The 20936-nt window shown below is 64.5% G+C and carries 20 protein-coding genes and 1 pseudogene; 7 read left to right on the top strand and 14 right to left on the bottom strand.

Annotated elements, in window-relative coordinates:
• Positions 1-6: 6 nt before the first annotated feature.
• The 13 genes and pseudogenes from LB526_RS01350 to LB526_RS01290 form a co-directional block, all read right to left on the bottom strand.
• Positions 7-540, bottom strand: coding sequence for a c-type cytochrome (locus LB526_RS01350; protein WP_411966945.1), 534 nt, complete (start codon positions 538-540; stop codon positions 7-9).
• Positions 537-1406 carry a substrate-binding domain-containing protein gene (locus LB526_RS01345; protein WP_224625798.1) on the bottom strand — a complete coding sequence of 290 codons (870 nt, stop codon included), beginning with the start codon at positions 1404-1406 and terminating at the stop codon, positions 537-539. Before LB526_RS01345 ends, LB526_RS01350 begins: the two co-directional genes overlap by 4 nt.
• The gene (locus tag LB526_RS01340; protein ID WP_224625797.1) at positions 1387-3219 is read right to left on the bottom strand and encodes a methanol/ethanol family PQQ-dependent dehydrogenase; all 1833 of its coding nucleotides are present in this window, start codon (positions 3217-3219) and stop codon (positions 1387-1389) included. Before LB526_RS01340 ends, LB526_RS01345 begins: the two co-directional genes overlap by 20 nt.
• Before the next feature lie 41 nt (positions 3220-3260).
• Positions 3261-3998: a heme-binding protein gene (locus LB526_RS01335; protein WP_140839283.1), complete on the bottom strand. Its 738-nt coding sequence runs from the start codon at positions 3996-3998 to the stop codon at positions 3261-3263.
• A 320-nt stretch (positions 3999-4318) separates the two neighbouring features.
• Positions 4319-4621: a multiprotein-bridging factor 1 family protein gene (locus LB526_RS01330; protein WP_224625796.1), complete on the bottom strand. Its 303-nt coding sequence runs from the start codon at positions 4619-4621 to the stop codon at positions 4319-4321.
• Between the two features lie 476 nt (positions 4622-5097).
• Positions 5098-5244 (bottom strand): annotated as a pseudogene (locus LB526_RS01325) (Arm DNA-binding domain-containing protein); the annotation flags it as partial.
• A gap of 570 nt (positions 5245-5814) precedes the next feature.
• Positions 5815-5961: a MucR family transcriptional regulator gene (locus LB526_RS01320; protein WP_411966994.1), complete on the bottom strand. Its 147-nt coding sequence runs from the start codon at positions 5959-5961 to the stop codon at positions 5815-5817.
• Positions 5962-5981: 20 nt separating this feature from the next.
• Positions 5982-6755, bottom strand: coding sequence for an SDR family NAD(P)-dependent oxidoreductase (locus tag LB526_RS01315; RefSeq protein WP_224625795.1), 774 nt, complete (start codon positions 6753-6755; stop codon positions 5982-5984).
• A gap of 5 nt (positions 6756-6760) precedes the next feature.
• Entirely contained in the window at positions 6761-8095 is a 1335-nt protein-coding gene (locus LB526_RS01310) for a dihydroorotase (RefSeq protein ID WP_224625794.1), read from the bottom strand.
• Positions 8096-8098: 3 nt separating this feature from the next.
• On the bottom strand, positions 8099-9028 hold the full coding sequence (locus LB526_RS01305) for a polysaccharide deacetylase family protein (RefSeq protein ID WP_224625793.1): 930 nt from the start codon (positions 9026-9028) through the stop codon (positions 8099-8101).
• An 11-nt stretch (positions 9029-9039) separates the two neighbouring features.
• Positions 9040-10062, bottom strand: a complete 1023-nt coding sequence (locus LB526_RS01300) for an NAD-dependent epimerase/dehydratase family protein (protein WP_224625791.1) — start codon at positions 10060-10062, stop codon at positions 9040-9042.
• 24 nt (positions 10063-10086) lie between these two features.
• Positions 10087-10848 carry an SDR family NAD(P)-dependent oxidoreductase gene (locus LB526_RS01295; protein ID WP_224625788.1) on the bottom strand — a complete coding sequence of 254 codons (762 nt, stop codon included), beginning with the start codon at positions 10846-10848 and terminating at the stop codon, positions 10087-10089.
• Complete coding sequence (locus LB526_RS01290; RefSeq protein ID WP_224625787.1) at positions 10848-12035, bottom strand: MFS transporter; 1188 nt, start codon at positions 12033-12035, stop codon at positions 10848-10850. Before LB526_RS01290 ends, LB526_RS01295 begins: the two co-directional genes overlap by 1 nt.
• Before the next feature lie 293 nt (positions 12036-12328).
• On the opposite strand from LB526_RS01290, the gene LB526_RS01285 reads away from it, so the two are divergent.
• The 7 genes from LB526_RS01285 to LB526_RS01255 are packed head-to-tail and all read left to right on the top strand — an operon-like array spanning position 12329 to position 19460.
• A complete protein-coding gene (locus tag LB526_RS01285; RefSeq protein WP_224625786.1) occupies positions 12329-12679 on the top strand; it encodes a RidA family protein in 351 nt (116 codons plus the stop codon).
• A 22-nt stretch (positions 12680-12701) separates the two neighbouring features.
• Positions 12702-14132, top strand: a complete 1431-nt coding sequence (gene hydA / locus LB526_RS01280; RefSeq protein WP_224625785.1) for a dihydropyrimidinase — start codon at positions 12702-12704, stop codon at positions 14130-14132.
• Positions 14117-15031: a nitrilase-related carbon-nitrogen hydrolase gene (locus LB526_RS01275; RefSeq protein WP_224625784.1), complete on the top strand. Its 915-nt coding sequence runs from the start codon at positions 14117-14119 to the stop codon at positions 15029-15031. The genes hydA and LB526_RS01275 overlap by 16 nt, the downstream gene beginning before the upstream one ends.
• 7 nt (positions 15032-15038) lie before the next feature.
• On the top strand, positions 15039-16367 hold the full coding sequence (locus tag LB526_RS01270; RefSeq protein WP_224625783.1) for a Coenzyme F420 hydrogenase/dehydrogenase, beta subunit C-terminal domain: 1329 nt from the start codon (positions 15039-15041) through the stop codon (positions 16365-16367).
• Entirely contained in the window at positions 16364-17524 is a 1161-nt protein-coding gene (locus tag LB526_RS01265) for an NAD(P)/FAD-dependent oxidoreductase (protein ID WP_224625782.1), read from the top strand. Before LB526_RS01270 ends, LB526_RS01265 begins: the two co-directional genes overlap by 4 nt.
• On the top strand, positions 17521-18798 hold the full coding sequence (locus LB526_RS01260; RefSeq protein ID WP_224625781.1) for a Zn-dependent hydrolase: 1278 nt from the start codon (positions 17521-17523) through the stop codon (positions 18796-18798). The genes LB526_RS01265 and LB526_RS01260 overlap by 4 nt, the downstream gene beginning before the upstream one ends.
• The gene (locus tag LB526_RS01255; protein ID WP_224625780.1) at positions 18795-19460 is read left to right on the top strand and encodes a cysteine hydrolase family protein; all 666 of its coding nucleotides are present in this window, start codon (positions 18795-18797) and stop codon (positions 19458-19460) included. Before LB526_RS01260 ends, LB526_RS01255 begins: the two co-directional genes overlap by 4 nt.
• Here the strand turns inward: LB526_RS01255 and LB526_RS01250 are convergent.
• Positions 19445-20935 carry an N-acyl-D-amino-acid deacylase family protein gene (locus tag LB526_RS01250; RefSeq protein ID WP_224625779.1) on the bottom strand — a complete coding sequence of 497 codons (1491 nt, stop codon included), beginning with the start codon at positions 20933-20935 and terminating at the stop codon, positions 19445-19447. The two genes, LB526_RS01255 and LB526_RS01250, sit on opposite strands and share 16 nt — an antisense overlap.
• Position 20936 lies beyond the last annotated feature (1 nt).

Here is a 20936-nt window from a genome sequence, read left to right as displayed (position 1 = left end):
ACCGTTTCACGGCGACTTCCCCAGCGTGGCGGCATTCGGCATACGGTTTTCCGATGGATGCGCCATCATGTCGTCATTGCGGGATGGCGCGGCGGAGGAAGGCGCTTTGCCGCTCAACGAGCGAACGAATGCCGCAAGCTCCCAGATCTGATCGTCCGGGACCTTGTCGCGGAAGCTGGGCATTCCGTTCGGACGGCCGTCGCGGATCGTGGCATGAATGCTTTCCATAGAGCTGCCATAGATCCATTTTTCGTCCATCAGCGCCGGGCCCATGCCTCCGCCGCCATTGGCATGGCATCCTGAACAGTTGAACCAACCGAACAGGCGCTTGCCTTCGCTCAGATGAAAGGCATTGGCCTCGAAGCTCGCCGCTTTGTTGTCTGTGGGGGAGGGCCGCTGCCCGCCGGGTTCCAGAGTTGTCACCGGCGTCGGCTGCTCGCCCGAGCCGAGGGCCGATTGAGGGCGCGTGTCCCGTTCCTCGCGCTGGCAGGCAACGAGCATCAGCACCACAGGAAAGAGCATAGCGGCAGCGCACCTCATCGCACCGTGCTCCCCAAGGCATCGAGGCGCGGCACGCCATACTGCGCCAGCAATGCATCGATCTCCGCCTTGTGCCTGGCCAAGGCATTGTTCACGTCGCCGCGCAAGGCGTCGTCCTCGCGCCGCACGCCCATCGAAATATCGTAGATCATGGGTAATTGCGGTCCGTCGATGCGAGGCGCAACCGGCGTGATGCGCAGCGGGACCTTCTGCTTCTGGGCAAAATAGCCGGCAAGCGGTCCCCATACCACGGCTAGGTCGATCTCGCCGCTCGCCACCGCCTCGACGATGCGGGCCGGCGGATTGGGGGCGGAGTAATCGCCATAGACCGGATAGCCCACCAAGTGACCGACGATGCCGCGGCGGCCGAGCGCCTGGACCGGAGGCGAGTTGGCTCCGTCGTCGCCGATGAGTTGAACGCCGATGCGCATGTAGCGCAGCCGCGGGTCGTTGAAGGAGGCCACGTCGGGACCGTCCTGGCGGGTCACGAAGACATAGGACGATCGGTAGTAGGGAGTGGTGGTGCGCAGCATTTCGAGATTGGCCGGCGTGCCGGGCACGAGATCACAGAGACCCGCCTTCAGCGTGTTGCGCACGAAGCCGCGGCGCTGCGCCCACCAGGTGTAGGTCAGCTTCGCGCCGAGATCGGCGGCAATGATTTCGGCGATCCTGTTCTCGAATCCCTGACCGGCCGCATTGGAAAAGGGCAGGTTGTTAGGGTCGGCGCAGACCCTGAGCTCACGAGCGCCGGCCGTCGCCGGCAAGAGCAGCAAGGCGAGTACGGCCATGCCCATGCCAATCCGCTGCAACGCCTTGCGCGTCAGTACCGCAGTCACCTCAAGCGCATCAGGGCAGACGGAACACATAAAGCGTGCCTCCCGCCGTGGTCGCGTTCTTCAGGTCCTTCATCGCGTTAACGAAACCGAGCGCGGCAGTGGCGTCGCGCGGGTCGAGATCGCCCGACACGATGGCGCCGGCCCATCCGCCGACGCCGGACAAGATGGCGACGTATTGGTGGCCGTCCGGGCCGCGATAGGTGATGGGCTGGCCGATAATGCCGGACGAGGTCTTGAACTGCCAGAGCAGGTCGCCGGTCTTGGCGCTCACCGCCTTGAACCAGCCTTCCATCGTTCCATAAAAGAGCACATCGCCGGCGGTGACAACCGCGCCGCTCCACACCGGGAAATTCTCCTTGAGGCTCCAGGCGGGTTTTTCGGCCGCGATATCCCACGCCGTGAAGGCGCCGCGATTGCCGCCCGGCCCCGGGATCATGCGGACGTTCATCCCGACGTAGGGCGTGCCGGCGATGTAGTTCACCTCGACGCCTTCTTCGTCCATGCACAGATTGTTGTGCGGGATGTAGAGCAGACCGGTCTTCGGAGAGAAGGCGGAAGGCTGCCAGTCCTTGAGGCCCGACGCGGTCGGGCAGATGTCGCGGACGACCTTGCCGGTGCCCGTCAGCTTGTCCGGGTTTTCGATCAGGCGGCCGGTCTTGAGATCCACGCCCTTGCTGGAGTTGACGGGGCCATAAGGCTTTGCGGACAGGACCTCGCCGGTGGTGCGATCAAGGACGTAGAGATAGCCGTTGCGTTCCGGCCGGACCAGCACCTTGCGCGGCTTGCCCTGCCAGTTCATGTCGAGCAGGATCTGCTCGTTGATGCCGTCATAGTCGTGCAGGTCGTGCGGGGTCCACTGGTAGAACCATTTCGCCGCTCCGGTATCGGGGTCGCGGGCGAAAATGCCCGATGTCCATTTGTTGTCGCCGGGCCGCAGATCGGGATTCCAGGGGCCGGGATTGCCGGTGCCGTGGAAGATAAGATTGAGATCCGGATCGTAGGAAATCCAGCCCCACATATTGCCGCCGCCGATCTTCCAGGCCTCCGGCGGCCATGTCGTGACGCCGAGATCTTTGCCTTTGTCCATGTCGTAATGCGGCTTGAAGTCCGGGCCGATCAGCACCTCCTTGTCGGGGCCGGTGTTGTAAGCCGTCCAGACGACATGACCGTCGCCAGCGTCGAGCGCCTTGACCCAGCCGCGAACGCCCATCTCGCCGCCGGAATTGCCGACCAGCACTTTGCCTTTCACCACAAGCGGCGCCATGGTGATGGTTTCGCCGATATTGATGTTGCCGACATGCGCGTTCCAGACCGGCTGGCCGGTGTTCGCATCGAGCGCGATGGTGTGGCCGTCGAGCGTGTTGAAGAAGATGCGCCCATCCGCGAAAGCCGCGCCGCGGTTGACGACGTCGCAGCAAGCAACCCCTTGCGCGGCGGGCTCAGGATTGGGTTCGTATTTCCATTTCATCGGCGCGCCGGGCTTGGAAAGGTCGAGCGCGTAGACGATGTTGGGAAACGGGCTCACGATGTACATCGTGCTGCCGACCACCAAGGGCGCCGCTTCCTGGCCCTTGTTCACCCCGGTCGAGAAGGTGAAGGCGACCTGCAGATTCTTGACGTTGCCTTCATTGATCTCGGCGAGCTCGCTATAGCGGGTCGAGGCGTAGTTCTTGGCGGGCATCGTCCATTGCCCGTCATCGGGCGGCGCGGCCGCGGCAGGCGGTGAGATCGCGGGTGCCGGCGGCGATTCCGAAGCGGCTGTCAGCAAGGGGGCGCAGACCAACAGCATCGCTGCAATGGCGCCCGGAGAATGTTTTCGGGGCGCCGACGAGCGCTTGGTCATCGGGGCTTCCCCGCAGGATCGTACCGGTTGCGCTGCTTGCTTCATTTCGGCGTCGAACCTCCGACGCCGGAACCGATTTCCGCCGCTATATCGGCCTCGTGCCCGGCACAAAGCGGGTGGCCCCAGCCCGAGGCGCTTTTCCCGCCGGGATCAAGATCGTAGATGATGGCATCCTTGCGGTTGGGATTGACGCCCGCCGGAACCTTATTGAGCCCCAGGGCGGCGCGAACGCGCCAGGCGACGTTGTGGTCAGCGCAGGAGGAATCGCCGCTGATCCCGAGGCCACCGACGATCGCCTTGCCGTCGTAGAGAGCCAGGCCCCCGCCGAACACGACGACGCCGCCGATCGGCTCGCCGATCAGCGGATCGTTGGCGCTGCCGAACGTCTTGGGGTCGCCTGTGTAAGCCGCTGCCTGGTTGACGGGATTGGTGGTCTGCAGACCGAACAGCGGTCCGCCTGGTTGCACCCCGGCATAGAGATTGGCTGTCGACAGCGCCATGTTCACTAGGCTGAGGCCATTGGCCGTATTGGCCTTCTCGGCCGCGATCAGCCGGCTGCCCGGCCATTGCGCATCGGCCGTGGGTCCACTGAAGGCAACGGCGCAGACGGTGCCGTCGCGGGCAACGATTGCCGCCCATTCATTGGTCTCGAAGCCGCCATTCGCGGGGCCGCCGCTCGCCTTGACGTTGGCCTTCAAGGCCGAAAGCAGCTTGTCGTGATCGGCCGGGCAGGGCGCTTGCGCGTGAGCGGCGTTTTGCTGCGTCGAGCCAAACGCCAAGACCAGAAGGCCCAAAGCTAGCAACGAAAACCGACGATGAGCCATGATCCGGAACAACTTGTTGAATGTTACCGAACTGACAGCCGGCTGCTTTGTTCCTCCTTCATGAAGAGGTTTGTAGCCGACCAAGACCGCTGGCCTGTAAGGACGCCGGGCAGCGGAACCAGTTTGGATCACTGGCCGCACCAAATGTCCGCGACAGGTCGGACCATAGCGTTGGCAAGCTCGACTGTTTGCTGCGGCAGGCTTGCAATGCTACCTCGACCTAATTGAGAGGCGATTTCCCCGAACCGCTCGCCCCCGATCGGGATGAAGAGCGGCTACATTTCGCTGTTGCCGACTGTCCCAGCCCCGCCATCACTACGATTGATGATCGGAACAAGAGCCGGTATTTGCAATCGGAGGGCAGGCTTGCCCGAGCTGTCCTGGCCGAAAAACACGATACCGGCGGCCCGGAATGCCTGGCGCACGGCAAGCAGCTTTTCTGGCGAGGGGAGACGGCCACCACGCTCAAATTCGCGAATATCCACCTCGCTCAAATCGCACTTGGCCCCGAGGCTGACCCGAGACCAGTTCAACAGGGCCCGAGCCGCCGTCACCTGCTCTGGCGTTAAAAGAGCCACCAAACATCTCCACTGCTTTTTGATCCTGCCACGAATTGAAAACTCAAGAACATGTTCCATTGCTGGCAAAAAACGGGAACGTCATGTTGCGCTCGGACCGTTGCCCCCCTGGAACAACGATGTTGGCGCATCGTTTGATGGCAATGAAACAGCTTCGCTCAGATTTCGCGGCAATAGCGCAGCCGGGCTATTGGATCGCCCTCGGACTTCTCGTCATCCCTTATGGAGTGGGCGTATTTTTCCTTATTAGGATTTGCCATTGTATGTAATTGCGCGTGTCGTGAGGTCCAGGGGACGCATTGGTAGCTTTAATGGCTAAATCGCCGTTCAAAGGTAGGGCCGAGCGATACGGAGCCATCCTGGAGAGCTTCTGATCTTTGCCCGCCATAAATCAAGAACTTCGACGCACCCACGTCTATGTTGCGATCAACAAGCGGAAAGCTGGGCATCAAGCATCGACTTCACGGAGGCGCGCGCCGGTGCTTGCCGTCAAAGCGATATGCGAGCCGCCAAAGGCGAGATCCCGTTGGCTGTACCCATAGCTGGAGCCCGCCACCGTCAGATAATTTCGTGAGTTTGGAAGCGGGCCGGACGTTCCGGCATTTCACGTTGGAAAGGGCCATTCGTGAGACCTCCCTTTGGCTGTCTCGATACCATCAGGATGTCCAATACCAACGGAAATACCATCCCCACCCGCCGTTGGACACAAATGCGCTCGAAACGGCCCAACCGCGCTCAAATTCGCGAACTGACCCGAAAAGGCCAACAATTTCAGGCGTTGCAGAGGCTGCGGCGTAGAAGCTTCGGCGATAGGGACTGTCGGGAGAAGAGGGGATGGTGCCCAGAGGCGGATTCGAACCACTGACACGAGGATTTTCAGTGAGCGATAGGGCGGTGTTGCCCGGAATACCGACCTTAACAACGTCAGGTGAGACTATAGCGAGCCCAAGTGGTGAACCCGGCAGGAATCGAACCTTCGACCTACGATTAGCGAATAAGAAGGTGGCTCATTTCGGGTTCTTATCCGGTTCGCCAGACCATACGAGACGATACGAAGGATATGGGTTGGCTAACCATCCTGTAAGCCATTGATTTTGCTTGACGACCTCACACCCTCCGGGCCCACCATGACCATTGATTTCATTGCGAAAAAAATGGCTTTGCCCACGGCTTGCCCGCGCTTTGCCCACGCCCTAGAAACTCGAGGCCGGACGCCTTCCTTCGTTAGTTCGAGATTCCGATCGGGCGGCCGAATAGTTTGGGGCAACCATAGGGTAGTCCTTCGCCAGTCCCCACTTCGCCCGGTATTCGTCAGGCGTCATCCCGTGCCTGGTTGCCAGAGCGGCCCGGCAATCACTCGTCAGCCGGCCATCCAGCCGCCGTCAACCATCAGGTTGATCCCGGTGACGTAGCTGGCCATATCGCTGGCCAGGAACAGCGCCGCGCCCGCCACGTCGTTAGGATGCCCGAGCCGCGGCCACGGCGTGCGCCGGCGCGAATACTCGAGCGCATCAGGATCGTTGGCGACGCCCGGCTTGCCGGTGATGATCTTGCCCGGCGCGATGGCGTTGCAGACGATCAGGTCGTCGGCATGGTCGACGGCGATCTGGCGCGTCATCTGCACGATGCCGCCCTTGCTCACCGAATAGGGAAAATCGCCGGGGCAGGCGACCATGCCGTGCTGCGAGGAGATGTTGATGATCCGGCCGCGCACCTCATTGACCGGCGCCTGGGTCAGCATCTGCGTGACGGCGCGCTTGTTGCAGTAGAAGAACCCGGTCAGGTTGACGCCGATGACGCGGTTCCACTGTTCCGGCGTGGTCTCGATCAGGTTGGTGCTGGTGTAGATCGCGGCATTGTTGACCATCACGTCGAGGCGACCGAACTGCGCGACCGTTGCGCCCACCAGCGCATCGACGGCACTCCAGTCGGATATGTCGGTCTTGACGTAGATTGCAGCGCCGCCGGCCGAGCGGATCATGTCGGTGGTGCTCTCGCCGTCCTCGATCGGCTGCTCCACCATGTCGGCAACGACGACGCTCGCGCCCTCCGCCGCGAATTTCAGCGCGATGGCACGGCCGATGCCGGAGCTCGCTCCGGTGACGATGACGGTTTTACCTGCGAGCAAGGCCATGGTGTTCAGCTCTCCCGGGTGACGATCTTTCCCTGCGCCGGGCCGACCAGCCTGCCTGCGCGCACGATCTCGCGGCCGCGCAGGAAGACGTTGGTCAGGTGCGCTTTCACGGCCCAACCGTCGAAGGGCGTATAGCCGGCCCGAGACACCTGGTCGGCATTGGCGATCGTGCTGGGTTGGTGTGGATCGAGGATCAGCAGATCGGCGTCGTAGCCGGCGGCGATGCGGCCTTTGCGTCGGCCGAGGCCGAAGCGCTCGGCCGGATTGCGAGAGCACATGCGCACCAGATCGGGGAGGGCGATGAGCCCGTCATCGACCAGCTTCAGCATGGTGGGAAGCAGCGTCTGCAATCCCGGCATGCCGCCCGGAACGTCAGCGAAAGCCGCATAAGGCGCCGCCTTCTCGGCCGGTGCGTGCGGAGCATGGTCGGTGGCGACGATGTCGATCAGTCCCGCGCCGAGCGCAGCGTGCAGCGCATCGACGTCATGCGGCGACCGCAAGGGCGGCGAAGCCTTCAGATTAGCGCCCAGAGCTTCGTAATCTTGCGCTGTGAAGAACAGGTTCTGCGGCGTCGTCTCGACGCTGGCGTCGGCCATGCCGCGCAGCCGGCTCCAGGTCTCGACACCCAGTTCGGAATTGATCTGCCGGACGTGGATTTTTGCCTCCGCCGAGGCCGCGACGACAAGGGCGCGGGCGATGCCGTTGGCTTCGGCCAGCGGCGGCCGGCTGTCCAGAAAGGCGGCGATGGCGCCCGAGCGGTCGCGCATAGCGCTGCCGTTCAGGATCGATTGATCGCCGGGTGAAATGCCGATCAGCGTATCGGCACCGGCAAAAGCTTTGAGCGCTTCGGCGACCGCGTCGAGCGAGGCAAAGAGGAAGGCGCCCGGCACGTCGGCGGTGAACAGCTCGAACGACACCGGCGCAAGGCTAAGCAGGCCCGGGATGAGCGACAGGTCGCGGCTGATCACGGCCTGCAGGCCGACGTCGACATGGATGCGGCCTTCGGCGATCGCCATCTTGTCGGCTAGTTGCGTTGGCGTGGCCGTCCACGGTTCATCGGTCGGCATGTCGAGCACTGTCGTCACGCCGCCGAGTGCGGCCGCATGCGTGCCGGAAGAGAAATCTTCCTTTTGAGTCAGGCCAGGGTCGCGCAGATGTGCATGCGCATCGACCAGACCTGGCAGCAAGAAACAGTCTGAGGCATCGACGACCATTCTGGCTTCGGCGGCTTCGCCGGGCGCGATGATTGCGGCGACCTTGCCCCCGGCGATTCCAATATCGCTGTGGCTGATGCCTTCGGCATTCACCACCGTTCCACCGCGGATCAGCGTTTCGAACATCGCTCAGCCGCGGTGTTCGATGCGGGTATGGTTCGCATGCCAGAAGCGGGCGATGTCCTCGCGGCGCATGAAGGCGGCGCCGTCGCTTTGTTGGACATGCTCGATCACCTCGCGTAGACCCGATGCGCGGTTGGGCTGGCCCGTCCAGCGGGCGTGGATGCCGATGGTCAGCATGCGGCCGCCGGTCTCGTCGGCTTCGGAGAGCATATAGTCGATGGCCGAGCGGCAGTCCTCGGCGAAGTCGCGGGGATTGCTATAGCCCGGAGCCACCAGATAGCGGCTGTCGTTGAGCGTCTTGGAGTAGGGGACGACCAGTATCTCCGTGCCCCGGTGATCGAGGAAATAAGGCAGGTCGTCATTGCAGGGATCGGAGTGGTAAAGGAAGCCGCCTTCCTTCACCAGAAGGTCGCGCGTGTTGACGCTGGGCAGCGAGCGGCAGTTCCAGCCGAGCGGCCGCTTGCCGAGCAGCTTCTCGTAAAGCGCGATGGCTTCGTGCAGGTGACGCTCTTCCTCGCCGCGCTCCATCATCGTGTAGTCGATCCAGCGCAGGCCATGGCCCATCAGGTCGTGGCGGCGGCTCTTCATCCACTCGACCAAAGGCGGGTTGCGCTCCAGCGCCACGGCGCAGGCGGAAAAGGTGACCGGAATGTCGTAGCGATCGAAGAGGCGCACCAGGCGCCAGACGCCGGCGCGGCTGCCATATTCGAAATGCGTCTCGGTGCCGAGATCGCGCACCGGCGGGCTGCTGGTCAGATTGTATTCGCCCCAATTGTCGTTGCGGCCATCATCCAGCCAGTTGTATTCCGAACCTTCCTCGTAGTTAAGCACGAGGTTGACAGCGAGCTTCACGCCGCCCGGCCAGGTGACGAAGGGCGGATGCGGGCCATAGCCGACAAAGTCGCGCGGCTGGGCATGCTGGAGATCGATCGGCATCGGTACTCTCCTCAGCTTTCGTTGGCGGCGATCCAGTCCATATAGGCATGGAAGGCTTCCTTGCCGGGACGCGGCCGCCATGTGGTGTCGCGCAGGATGCGGGCGATGTCATAGGCGCCCCACATACCGCCTTTCAGCGCCACGTCCTGGACGATGTTGGCGTCTTCTCCTGATGTCACCTCGGCCTTCAGCCCCGGCACGCGTTCCTTTGCCCAACCGATGATCTCACCGATGGTCTGGCTGGAGCCGGAGCCGATATTGTAGTGACGGTAATTGAGGTGCGGCGCGTCGATCAGCGCGAGGATCGCTGCGGCAACGTCGGTCGAGGCGACATAGTCGCCGACAGGCTCCAGGCTGTTCGGCCTGATCGTCTCGCCGGCCAGAGCCATATGCGCGACGCGGTTGGGCACATGGCGAAAGTTGCGGCTCTCGGTGGCGCGGTCCATCGGCCCGTAGACGGAAGCAAGCCGCACCGAGACCGCCGACAGGTTAAACAGGTCGGCATAGCGGTTGGTGACCATCTCGGAAGCGAATTTCGAGATGCCGTAGAGCGTCAGCGGCGCGACATAGCCGTCTTCCGGCAGCGGCTCGCTACTCCAGTCGGGCCCGTTGTGGCGGTAGACCGAACCGGAACTGACATAGACGAAGCGCTTGAGGCCGGGCCTCGCGCGCGCCCACTCCAGCATGCGCACGGTGCCCATCAGATTGACGTCGACGATGCGTGCCGGATCCTCGGCCTCCGGCTGGCGCTTGGCCTCCGAAGCACTGCCGCGTGAGATCGGCGTGATCGTCGCGCCGTGGACGATTGCCGTGATGCCTTGCTGGTCGAGCGTCGCGGACCAGGCTTGCGGGTCGAGGATATCGGCGGCGATTACCGTCAGCCGGTCGCGCACCGGCGCGAAATGCTTTTCAGCGGCTGCGTCGAGGCCGGAGCGGTCGAGGATCACGGCGCCGGCCAGAGGGTCGCGATCCAGCCAAGCGCGCGCAACCACGCTCATGACGAAGCCGGTGCCGCCAGTGACGAGCAGGGTCATGGGAACTCCTTTGAAGATACGGGCTCAGCGCGTCGCATAGCCGCCGTCCACGAGCATGTCGGATCCGGTGACGAAGGATGCATCCGAGGAAAGCAGGAAAGCCGCCCCCGCGGCGATCTCGTCAGGATCGGCGATGCGGCCGAGCAGATGGGCGGGACCAAGGCCGGCATTGGCGGCCTCGAAATCGGCGAACCGGCGCAGCAGGCGGGTCGTGGCCACCGCGCCGGGCGACAGGCTGTTGACGCGAACCTTGTCGGGCGCGTGGTCCACGGCCATCGCCTTGGCAAGGTGGATCAGCCCGGCCTTGGCAGCGCAATAGGCGACGGCCTTGGTCGTGGCGACGCGCCCGAATTGCGAGCCGATGAAGACGATCGAGCCGCCGCCGCTTGCGGCGATCAGCGGCACGGCGAACTTGCTCATCAGAAAGGCGCCGGTCAGGCCGATATCGATCTCGTGCCGCCACGCATCCTCATCGAGATCGACGACGGTGGCGTTGGTGGAGGGGGCCGCGGCATTGTGCACCAGCCCGTCGAGCCGGCCGAATTTTTGCCGGGCGAATGCGACGGCCGCTTCGGCGGACTCGATGTTCCTCACATCGCACCGGCAAGCGGCCGCGGCAGGGCCAAGCGCTTCGGCAAGCTTCGTCGCAGCCTCAAGATCGTAATCCGCGCAGACGACGCTTGCGCCTTCGGCAGCGCAGCGTCGTGCAATCGCCGCACCGATGCCGCTGGCAGCGCCGGCGATGAGAATGACGCTGCCCTTCATGCGGTTCATTGCATCCGTCATCAGAACTGCTCCTCGACTGCCTGCATCGCCGGCGCGATGACCGGCCGGCGCAAAAGATTGTAGCAGGCAGCTATCGTCACCAGCACGGAGCCGCCGCCGAGCAAGAGGAACATGGCCGGCGCGCCCATGCGGTCCATCAGGCCGGCGGAAATGCCGGGCGTCGCGACATTGCCGATCGAATAGAGCAGGAGCAGCGTGCCGGAAGCGCCGACCATGTGCCGGCTGTGCAATTGCGAGGCGCCGAAGGCCATCGCCACGGGATAGACGGTGAGCGCCGTGCAGCCATAGAGGAAGAACAGCACGAAGAGCAGCGGCACCGAAAAATTGCCGAGCCAGGCGATCGCAGCGCAGAGCGTGACGGACAGGACGCCCTGGACAAGCAATATGATTCGCCGCTCAAACCTGTCCGACAGCCAGCCGACTGGCGTCTGCGCCAGCATGCCGGCGATGCTGATGGTCGTAACCAGCCCGACCGTCGTTGCCGCCGACAGCCCGATCTGCGTGCCGTAGATCGGCGTCAGCACGAAGATGTTCATGTTGGTGATGCCGCCCTGGAAGATCGCCACGACCGTCACCGGCGCCAGCCGAAAGAGCGCCAGCGGGCCGAGGCGCTTGGCCGGCCTCGCCGAACTTGCGTGCTCCGGATCGCTGGCCGGCAGCGCCGGCCAGCGACCGCCGATGAATTTGGAGATCAACGCCAGAAGCACCGTCGCCGCCGCGACCGGGAACAGATGCGGCGATTGCGGACCGACCAGGCCGACAAGGAGTTGTCCGAGCAGCACGGCGATCGCCGTCGTCAGCATGTAGAGCGAAAACAACGCGCCGCGATTGTGGTGCTCGGCGTAGAGGTTGATCCAGCTTTCGCAGACCACGAACAACGACGCCATCGCCATGCCGCCGAGCAGGCGGAAGCAGATCCAGCTCGGCAGGAAGTCGGTGAAGACAAAGCCTGAAGCGGCCAGCAGCGCCAGCACAAGGATCGCGACGAAGGTGCGCTCGTGGCCGTATTGGGCGACAGCCGGGCGCGTGACCAGGCACCCGACGAGGAAGCCCACGGGATAGGCGGTCAGCACGATCTGCACGACCTGGGGCGAAATGCCGGGCTTGCCGAGATGCAGCGACACGGCGGTGGTCAGCATGGCGCTGCCGATGCAAGCGAGGCAGACGCCTACCATGATCGGCAGCATGGCGCGAGAGCGCTCAGCATTTTGCCAAAGCCTCATCGCGGATTGAGCGATCGACCTCATGAATGCGGCTGCGGCGGCTCCCTGGCGGCACCGTTGACCGACGGCAGCCCCAGCTGAAGCTACACTTTATAGTGGCTGCCACAAACGAAGATTGACGCGGCTATGGCTTAAATTTTTTTGGCCATGCCGGCAAAGGAAAGCGGCGTCTCGGCGCGTCGCGGGCTTTACAGCGGTTTTGCACCCTCCTTACCATAGGCAAAAACCGGATCTGGAACCCAGCGGAAGGGAACATCATGACGATCGAACGCCTCGAAAACGGCCAGCGCTTCTGCCGGGTGCTCCGCTACAACGGCACCGTCTATGTGGCCGGCCTGACCGCGGATGATCTTTCCGGCGACACCACCAGCCAGACCAAGCAGATCCTGGCCAAGATCGATACGCTTCTGGCCAAGGCCGGCAGCGACAAGTCGAAGCTGCTCAGCGTCCAGATCTGGCTCCGCGACATCGCCGATTTCGAGATGATGAACACGGCCTGGGACGCCTGGATCAACAGGAGCGCCATGCCGGTGCGCGCCACGGTGGAAGCGCGGCTTGCTGGCGACCAGTACCGTGTCGAGATCATGGTGACGGCGGCCGTCGGATGAGCCGGCCGGCGAGGAGACGCCAATGCATGAGCTGGTGATCAAAGGCGGGCGCGTGGCGCTCGACGACGGCTGGGCCGAGTGCGACATCGGCATCGACGACGGCCGCATCGCCGCGATCGGCAAAGGCCTGACCGGGGGGAAACCGATCGACGCCGGCGGCAGCTGGGTGATGCCCGGTGGCATCGACGCGCATTGCCATCTCGACCAGCCGGTCTGGGGCGGCGCGGGCAATGCCGACGATTTCTATTCCGGCACGATCTCCGCGGCCTTTGGCGGCACCACCTGCATCGTCCCGTTCGGGATGCCCGGGCAGGACATGACCACCATCGGCGCCATTGACCGCGCGCTGGAGCGCGCGGCGGGGCGTTCCGTGATCGACTATGGGCTGCATGCCGTGGTCACCATGGGCACTGGCGCCGATGTTGAAGCCCAACTCGACCAGCTTGCCCGGCGCGGCATCGCTTCGGTCAAGCTGTTCATGACCTATCAGGGTTTTGCCGTCGACGACGACCTCTTCTTCAAGGTCCTCGATACGGCAAGGCGATTGGGCTGGATCGTCATGGTCCATGCTGAGAACGACGCTGCGATCCGCCGCACGCGGCAGCGGCTGATCGATCTCGGCCGCACGGATATCCGCTACCATGTCGTCGCCCATAGCGAGACGATGGAACGCGAAGCGACGCATCGTGCTTTAGCCTTTGCCGAGATGACCGGCGCGCGCATGACCATCGTGCATGTCTCCTCCTGGCAATCGGCGGAGGAAGTGGCGCGGGCAAAGACGCGCGGCGTCGACGCCATTGCCGAGACCTGTCCGCAATATCTCTTTCTTGGAGCGGCTGACCTCGACCGCGACGCAGTCGACGCGGCCCGCTTCGTCTTTTCGCCGCCGCCGCGGTCGCCGCGCAGCCATGAGCATCTGTGGCAGGAGCTGATTAACGGCGGCATCGACCTCTGGTCGTCGGACCATTCGCCATATTATTTCGCCGACAAGATCGGCCGCTCCGAAACACCCGGTTTCACGACGACGCTGAGCGGCATTCCCGGCATCGAGACACGCCTGCCGCTGCTGTTTTCGGAAGGGCTGCTCACAGGCCGCCTGACGCTCGAGCGCTATCTCGACCTCACCTCGCGCAACGCCGCCTCGATCTACGGTTTCGCCGATCGCAAGGGCAGGATCGCCGTCGGGCTCGACGCGGACCTCGCGCTGTGGGATCCGGCTGCGCGCTGGACGCTCGGGCACAAGGCGCTGCATTCGCACGTCGATTTCACGCCCTATGAGGGCAAGGTCGTCACCGGCCGGCCGACCACCGTCCTGGTGCGCGGCGTGCCGGTGGTCGCCGACGGCAAGCTGCAGGCCGAACCGGGGTTCGGGCGCTTCGTGGCGCGGTCCGCCGCCGATCCGGCGCTTTTGGGAAAACCAGTCGAGGATTGGACACCATGGCTCGATGCCTGACCATCGCCGTTTGCCAGACCGGACCGATCCAGCGCAGCGCCACGCGCGCCGAGACAGTCGGGCGGCTGGTGCATCTGCTCGAAAAGGCAGCGGCTTCCGGCGCCGAGATCGCGGTGTTTCCGGAAATGGCGCTGACCACGTTCTTTCCGCGTTCGCGCATCGACGACCAGGCCGAGATCGATGCCTTCTTCGAAGTCTCGATGCCAGGACCCGAGACGCAGCGGCTCTACGATGCCGCCGCGCGGCTGAAGGTCGGGTTCGCGCTGGGTTATTGCGAACTGGCGCATGAAGAGGGTCGCAGGCGCCATTTCAACACGATGGATCTGGTCGGGCCTGACGGCGCGTTCATCGGCCGCTACCGCAAGATGCATGTGCCGGGGTCGAGCGAGCCGGAAGCGGGCACGACCACTCATCTCGAACGGCGTTACTTTGAACCCGGCAATCTCGGCTTTCCGGTCTTCGATTATCGCGGCGTTCGCGTCGGCCTCGCCATCTGCAACGACCGCCGCTGGCCGGAAACCTATCGGATGCTCTGCCTCAACGGCGCCGAGGTGGCACTGCTCGGCTACAACACGCCTCTGCTGCTCGACGAGGCGCCCGCGCTGGCGCATCTCAGAATGTTCCACAACCATTTGCCGATGCAGGCCGGGGCCTACCAGAACACGCTCTGGGTCGGCGCCGCTGCCAAAGCCGGGCTGGAGGACGGCCAGGCGCTGATCGGCGGTTCCTGCATCATTGCGCCGACCGGCGAGATCGCCGCGCAGGCGATGTCGCTGGACGACGAGGTCATCGTCCATCGCGCCGATCTCGACCTGATCGAGACCTGCCGGAAGGTGAATTTCAACTTCGCGCTTTACCGCCGTCCCGATCAGTACCGGCGCATTTCGGAACCGGTCTGAAGTCGCGATGGGCCTGATCGAAACCAATCATAGCCGGGACACGATACCGCCTTCAGCCAATCCGCTGACGCTGAGCGAGATCGTCGAGAACGGCCTCTGTATTGGCTGCGGCCTCTGCCGTTCGATCGCTGGTGCCGACGACGTCGACATGGTGATGACGCCGGAAGGGCGCGAGCGGCCGGTGGCAAGGCACGCATTAGACAAGCCGATACTGGCGAGGATCAACGCCGTCTGCCCGGGAACGCGGATCGCCGGTCCGCCACCGGCGCAGATGAATGACGCCGCGTTGACGGACACGGTCTGGGGACCTGTCGAACGGCTTGTGCTCGGTTCAGCCGGAGATCCCAGGGTGCGGTTCGTCGGCTCCGGCGGCGGGATGCTGACGGCGCTCGGGCAATTCCTGCTCAACACTGGCCGGGTCAAATTCCTGCTGCATGTTGCGGCCTCGCGTTCCATGCCGATGCGGACGGAACGTAAGCTGAGCTTCGACGCCGCTTCGGTGCTCGAAGGCGCCGGCTCGCGCTATGGGCCGGCGGCGACGCTGGTCGATTTCAACGACATTCTCGATCGCGGCGAGTCGTTCGCGCTGATCGCCAAGCCTTGCGACATCACGGCGGTGCGCAACCTGGCGCGGCTCGATCCGCGCGTAGACGAGCATATGCGCTATGCGCTCGCCTTCGTCTGCGGCGGTGCTTCGGACCTGACGAAGTCGGAGCAGGTGCTGCAGCGTTTTGGCCTCAGCGAGGACGAGCTCGCTCTCTTCCGCTACCGTGGATACGGTAATCCCGGTCCCAACCGGATCGAAACCAAAGACGGCCGCGCCTTCGAAATCAGCTACCGGCAGCTGTGGGAAGACGAGGATAAATGGATGATCCAGCCGCGCTGTAAGATCTGTCCTGATGCCATCGGCCAGGTGGCGGATATCGCGGTATCGGATTCCTGGCTGAATGGCGGACCGGCGGTCGAAGACGAGCCGCTCAACGGCATCATCGTGCGAACGAAGCGTGGGTTGGAGCTGTTCGACGCGGCTGTCGAGGCGGGTGTCTTGGAGATCAAGCGGGAGAGTGGGATCGCCGAGATCAGCGAATTGCAATCGCATCAGGTGCGCAAACGGCGCGCGGTCTGGGCGCGGCTGACGGGCATGGCCATCGCCGGCAAGCCGGTGCCTTTTGTCGGCGACCTCGCATTGCGGGACTGCGCCTCGCAGAATTCGCTGGCTGAGAATCTGGCTGAAGGGCGGGGCGCCCGCGATCGTGCGCGCCGCGGCCGGCTGGGCGAGCCGCCCGCTGTGCCGCGCAGCATGGGGGGAGCCGTATTGGCGGATGGGTGTCCATGAGCGAACAAACCGACGTGATCATCATCGGCGGCGGCATGGCCGGCGCCGGCGCTGCTTTTGAGATTTCGCGCGACAGGAAGGTCGTGCTGCTCGAGCGGGAGAGCCATTGCGGCTATCACACCACCGGCCGCTCGGCCGCAAGCTTCACTGAGAATTACGGCAATGGCGTCATTCGCCGCATCGTGCTCGCAAGCCGGGCCTTCCTGACCGAGCCGCCGACTGGTTTTTGCGATTATCCGCTGCTGAGCAGGCGCGGCATGATCACGGTGGCACGCGCCGATCAGCTCGAGCTGTTGCGCGAGGACCTTGCAGCCGCGCAGGCGCTCGTGCCCTCGATCGTCGCGATGATGCCGGCCGAGGCGATCGCGCGCGTGCCTGTGCTGCGCCGGGATTATCTGGCCGGTGCTTATATCGAACCGCATTCGATGGATATCGACGTCAACGGCCTGCACCAGGGTTTCTTGCGCGGCGCGCGGGCGAGCGGCGCGCGCATCATCACCAAGGCCGGCGTGAGAGGCATCGTCAGGCAGGCTGGCCAATGGCGGGTCGAGACGGAAGCGGGTACATTCCTTGCACCGCTGATCGTCAATGCGGCCGGCGCCTGGGGCGACGAGATCGCGCTGATGGCGGGCGTGCGTCCGGTCGGCTTGCAGCCGAAGCGCCGCACCGCCTTCAATATTCCCGCACCTCCAGGTGTCGATATCACCGATTGGCCGCTGGTCAACGATGTCGGCGCGGAGTTCTATTTCAAGCCGGATGCCGGGCAGCTGTTCGTTTCTCCCGCCGATGCAACGCCGTCGGCGCCGATGGACGCCTTTGCGGAGGACATTGATGTCGCGATCGGCGCCGAGCGTCTCGAACGGGCAACGACGATCGAGGTGCAGCGCGTGTCGCGCTCCTGGGCAGGCCTCAGGACGTTTGTCGCCGACGGGTCGCCGGTGGTCGGGCCGGATGACGAGTTTCACGATTTCGTCTGGCTGGTCGGGCAGGGCGGCTACGGCATTAAGACCTCGCCGGCGTTGTCGCGCGTCTGCGCCGGCCTGATCGCCGGCGGCGGGCTGCCCGACGATGTCGCAAGGCAAGGCGTGTCGCTTGCGGAACTCACACCGCACAGGCTGCGCGGCGGTGACGGCGAAGCCCAGCAGGTCGCGCCATGAGCTCACTGACGGCCGGTGGGAAACTGGCGGGACGTATCCTGGACGCACTCGCCGAAGCCACGACGGACGCGCCGGGAATCACGCGCGTTGCTTACGGGCCGGGCGAGCGCTTCGCCCATGACTTTGTGCGCAAGGAGGCGGAAAAGCTCGGCGCCGTCGCGCGCGTCGATGCCGCCGGCAACCTCTATTTGACGCTGAAAGGCCGTGACCCGGATTTGCCGGCGATCGTCATCGGCTCGCATCTCGACAGCGTGGCGCATGGCGGCAATTTCGATGGCGCCGCCGGTGTCGTGGCGGGCCTGGCGGTCATGGCCGAACTGGTCGGGCAGGGCATCCGCTTGCCACGCGACCTCATCGTGTTGGCAACGCGGGCGGAGGAGGCCGTCTGGTTTCCGCTGTCATACCCCGGCAGCCAGGCGGCGCTTGGCCTGCTGGATCCGCGGGCGCTCGAAGCCAGGCGGTCCGACAGCGGGCGCACGCTGGCCGAGCACATGCGCGAGGAAGGCTTCGATCCCGACGCCGTGTGGCGCGGCGTGCCCGGCATCGATGCAGGCCGGATCGCGGCTTTTGTCGAGGTGCATATCGAGCAGGGGCCACGCTTGACCGCCGCCGAAGCGCCGGTCGGCATCGTCACCGGGATCGCCGGCGGCTTCCGCTATGTCGATGCGAAATGCCTTGGCGCCTACGCCCATTCCGGCGCCGAGCCGCGCTTTGCCCGGCATGATGCCGTGCTTGGCTTCGCCGATCTGATCGCGGGGCTAGAGGCGGAATGGGACGCGCTCGAACGCGAAGGCCATGAAGCGACGATCACCTTCGGCCGCGTGCAGTCCGATCCCACGCAGCACGGCGGCAGCCGGGTTCTCGGCGAGCTCGGCTTTGCGCTCGACGTGCGGAGCGCCGAAGCGGCCGTCTTGGAGCGGATTGAAACGCGGCTTCATGGCATCCTTGCCGAAGCCGGTACCAAACGCGGCGTCACCTTCGAGCTTGGGCCGCGCTTCACTTGGGAACCGGCGACCATGTCGCCGGCGCTGATCGCGAAGCTCGATCGCGCCGCGACCGAATTGCAGATGTGCGCGCCGCATGTGCCGAGCGGAGCAGGGCACGATGCGGCCACGTTCGCCGGCGCGGGCATTCCGACCGCCATGCTCTTCGTGCGCAACGAAAACGGCAGCCACAATCCGCATGAAGCGATGGAGATCGCCGATCTCGATCAGGCGATACGTCTGCTTCTGCGCTTCGTCACCGACTTCGACAATCTCCTGGATCAGCCATGAACCTCGCCAAGACTGCCTTGCTCGTCATCGACCTGCAGAATGAGTACCGACCCGGCGCGGCATGGCCGGTCGTCGGCTACGACGCGGTGCTGGCCAATGCCGCAGCGCTGATCGAGGCCGCCCGCAAGGCTGGCGTGCCGGTCATCCACGCTCAGGCTTGGATCAAGCCGGAAGAGCGTGAAGGCTACGCGCGTCAGGAGGAGATCCTGACCGAAGAATTCCGCTCCGCCGTCGCGGGCAGCGAAGGCGCGGACATCTGCGCCGAGGTGGCGGCCGTGCCCGGCGACATCGTCATCCACAAACACTGGCCGAGCGCCTTTCGCCGCACCGATCTTTCGCAGCGCCTCGCCGCGCTCGGGGTTGAAAACCTTGTTGTCACCGGCGTGCTCACCGACAGCTGTGTGACGGAGAGCGTGTTCGATGCGGTTTATCAGGGTTTTCGCGTCTGGCTGGTGAAAGAGGCCTGCGGCAGCATGACGGAAGCCATGCACCGCACCGGCATGCTCGACATGGCGAACCGGCTCTATGGCGGCGGCATATTGCGTCTGCGGCAGGCGTTGAAGGCGCTTGCCGAACAGCCCTTCGAAGGCTGGCGCTGCACGCGGCCGGTGGAATTCGCCTATACGCTGGAGAGCGTAGACCGGATCTATGAGGCGCTGTGACCGGCGCCGCAGCCGCACGCCCCTCTGACAATCGTCTTTGAAGTCGAGGGTTTGAGAACCGCGCCCGGCAGCGCTCCTGTGGCTCTGCCCTGGCGCCACACCGACACGCCGTTGACGAAGACGTGCTCGATGCCGGCGGCTGGCCGGCGCGGCTCGTCGAAGGTGGCGGTGTCGATGATCGTCTCGGGGTCGAAGATGACGAGATCGGCGAAACTGCCTTCGGCGAGAATGCCGCGCTTCTGGATGCCGAATTCACGCGCAGGCAGGCCGGTCATGCGGAACACGGCTTCCTCCAGAGTGAGCAACCCTATATCCCGCGCGTAATGTCCGAGCACGCGCGGAAAAGTGCCCCAGAGGCGCGGATGCGGGTGGATGTCGTGCGGCAGGCCGTCCGAGCCGATCATGGTGCGCGGATGGGCGATGATGTTGCGCACATCCTCCTCATCGAGCTGGAAATAGACCGCGCCCGCCGGCAACAGGCGCTCGCCGGCCTGGCGCTCGGTGCAGTTCCATTCGCGGGCAATGTCGGCGATCTCGCGCCTCGCCATCTCAGGATGCGGATCGGACCAGGTGATCAGGATCTTCAGGCCGGTATCGCAGCGCTCCAGCCGAAGCACCGTCGAACTCGCGGCATAGGGATAGACATCCATGCCGATGTCCATCGTCTCGCGCGCCCGATCGATGCGCGCGAGAGAGGGCAGGCTCTTGCCGAAATTGGCGCGGCCGGTGCACTGGTGATGCGAGATGAACAGCTTGCCGCCAGCATGACCGGCAATGTCGATCGCTTCCTCGATTGCCTCGTCCATCGCCTCGAAATAGTTGCGCGTGTGGGTGACATACGGACCGCCCAGGCCTGCCGCTGTGGCGGCCAGCGCCTTGACCTCCTCGGTCGACGAGTTGACGGCCGGCGGATAGTCGAGTCCACTGCTGAGGCCGAACGCACCCTCGGCCATCGCCTCGGCCACCGCTTCCTGCATTGCCGCCGTTTCCGCTGCGTTTGCGGGACGGTCGGTCACCGGCATGCAGCGCTGGCGCAAGGTGGTGTGGCCGACGAGCAGGGCCGCGTTGGTGGCGATGCCGCGCCGCTTCAGCTCCGCAACATAATCGGCGAAGCGGCCGAAGCGGAAGTTCTCGCGGCCGCCGACCAGCGTGAAGGGCGGCGGCGGTGTCTTGTCGAGCAGCAGAGGCGCCAGGCTGACACCGCAATTGCCGGCGATCACCGTCGTCACGCCCTGGCTGATCTTCGGGTCCATGCCGCGCGGCGAAAGCAGCGCGCCGTCATCATGGGTGTGCACGTCGATGAAGCCGGGCGCGACGACCTTGCCCAGAGCATCGATTTCCTCGATGCCGTGCTCATCGTCCAGCCGGCCGATCGCCGCGATTCTGTCGCCGGTAACGGCGATGTCGGCCTCGAACGGTGCCGAGCCGTCGCCGGCGATCAGCGTCGCGTGGCGGATAACGAGGTCGTAACGCATT

Source organism: Mesorhizobium sp. CA6 (assembly GCF_020165035.1).
In the GTDB taxonomy this organism is placed as follows: Bacteria; Pseudomonadota; Alphaproteobacteria; order Rhizobiales; family Rhizobiaceae; genus Mesorhizobium.
This window is presented reverse-complemented; position numbering and strand designations above follow the sequence as displayed.

Excerpts from the sequence above, each read along its gene's own strand:
- LB526_RS01305 (WP_224625793.1), bottom strand. The coding sequence starts at position 9,028 with ATGCCGATCGATCTCCAGCATGCCCAGCCGCGCGACTTTGTCGGCTAT.
- LB526_RS01255 (WP_224625780.1), top strand. The coding sequence starts at position 18,795 with ATGAACCTCGCCAAGACTGCCTTGCTCGTCATCGACCTGCAGAATGAG.
- LB526_RS01300 (WP_224625791.1), bottom strand. The coding sequence starts at position 10,062 with ATGACCCTGCTCGTCACTGGCGGCACCGGCTTCGTCATGAGCGTGGTT.
- LB526_RS01310 (WP_224625794.1), bottom strand. The coding sequence starts at position 8,095 with ATGTTCGAAACGCTGATCCGCGGTGGAACGGTGGTGAATGCCGAAGGC.
- LB526_RS01350 (WP_411966945.1), bottom strand. The coding sequence starts at position 540 with ATGAGGTGCGCTGCCGCTATGCTCTTTCCTGTGGTGCTGATGCTCGTT.
- LB526_RS01265 (WP_224625782.1), top strand. The coding sequence starts at position 16,364 with ATGAGCGAACAAACCGACGTGATCATCATCGGCGGCGGCATGGCCGGC.
- LB526_RS01260 (WP_224625781.1), top strand. The coding sequence starts at position 17,521 with ATGAGCTCACTGACGGCCGGTGGGAAACTGGCGGGACGTATCCTGGAC.
- LB526_RS01270 (WP_224625783.1), top strand. The coding sequence starts at position 15,039 with ATGGGCCTGATCGAAACCAATCATAGCCGGGACACGATACCGCCTTCA.
- hydA (WP_224625785.1), top strand. The coding sequence starts at position 12,702 with ATGCATGAGCTGGTGATCAAAGGCGGGCGCGTGGCGCTCGACGACGGC.
- LB526_RS01295 (WP_224625788.1), bottom strand. The coding sequence starts at position 10,848 with ATGACGGATGCAATGAACCGCATGAAGGGCAGCGTCATTCTCATCGCC.
- LB526_RS01340 (WP_224625797.1), bottom strand. The coding sequence starts at position 3,219 with ATGACCAAGCGCTCGTCGGCGCCCCGAAAACATTCTCCGGGCGCCATT.
- LB526_RS01250 (WP_224625779.1), bottom strand. The coding sequence starts at position 20,935 with ATGCGTTACGACCTCGTTATCCGCCACGCGACGCTGATCGCCGGCGAC.
- LB526_RS01290 (WP_224625787.1), bottom strand. The coding sequence starts at position 12,035 with ATGCTGCCGATCATGGTAGGCGTCTGCCTCGCTTGCATCGGCAGCGCC.
- LB526_RS01275 (WP_224625784.1), top strand. The coding sequence starts at position 14,117 with ATGGCTCGATGCCTGACCATCGCCGTTTGCCAGACCGGACCGATCCAG.
- LB526_RS01345 (WP_224625798.1), bottom strand. The coding sequence starts at position 1,406 with ATGTGTTCCGTCTGCCCTGATGCGCTTGAGGTGACTGCGGTACTGACG.
- LB526_RS01315 (WP_224625795.1), bottom strand. The coding sequence starts at position 6,755 with ATGGCCTTGCTCGCAGGTAAAACCGTCATCGTCACCGGAGCGAGCTCC.
- LB526_RS01285 (WP_224625786.1), top strand. The coding sequence starts at position 12,329 with ATGACGATCGAACGCCTCGAAAACGGCCAGCGCTTCTGCCGGGTGCTC.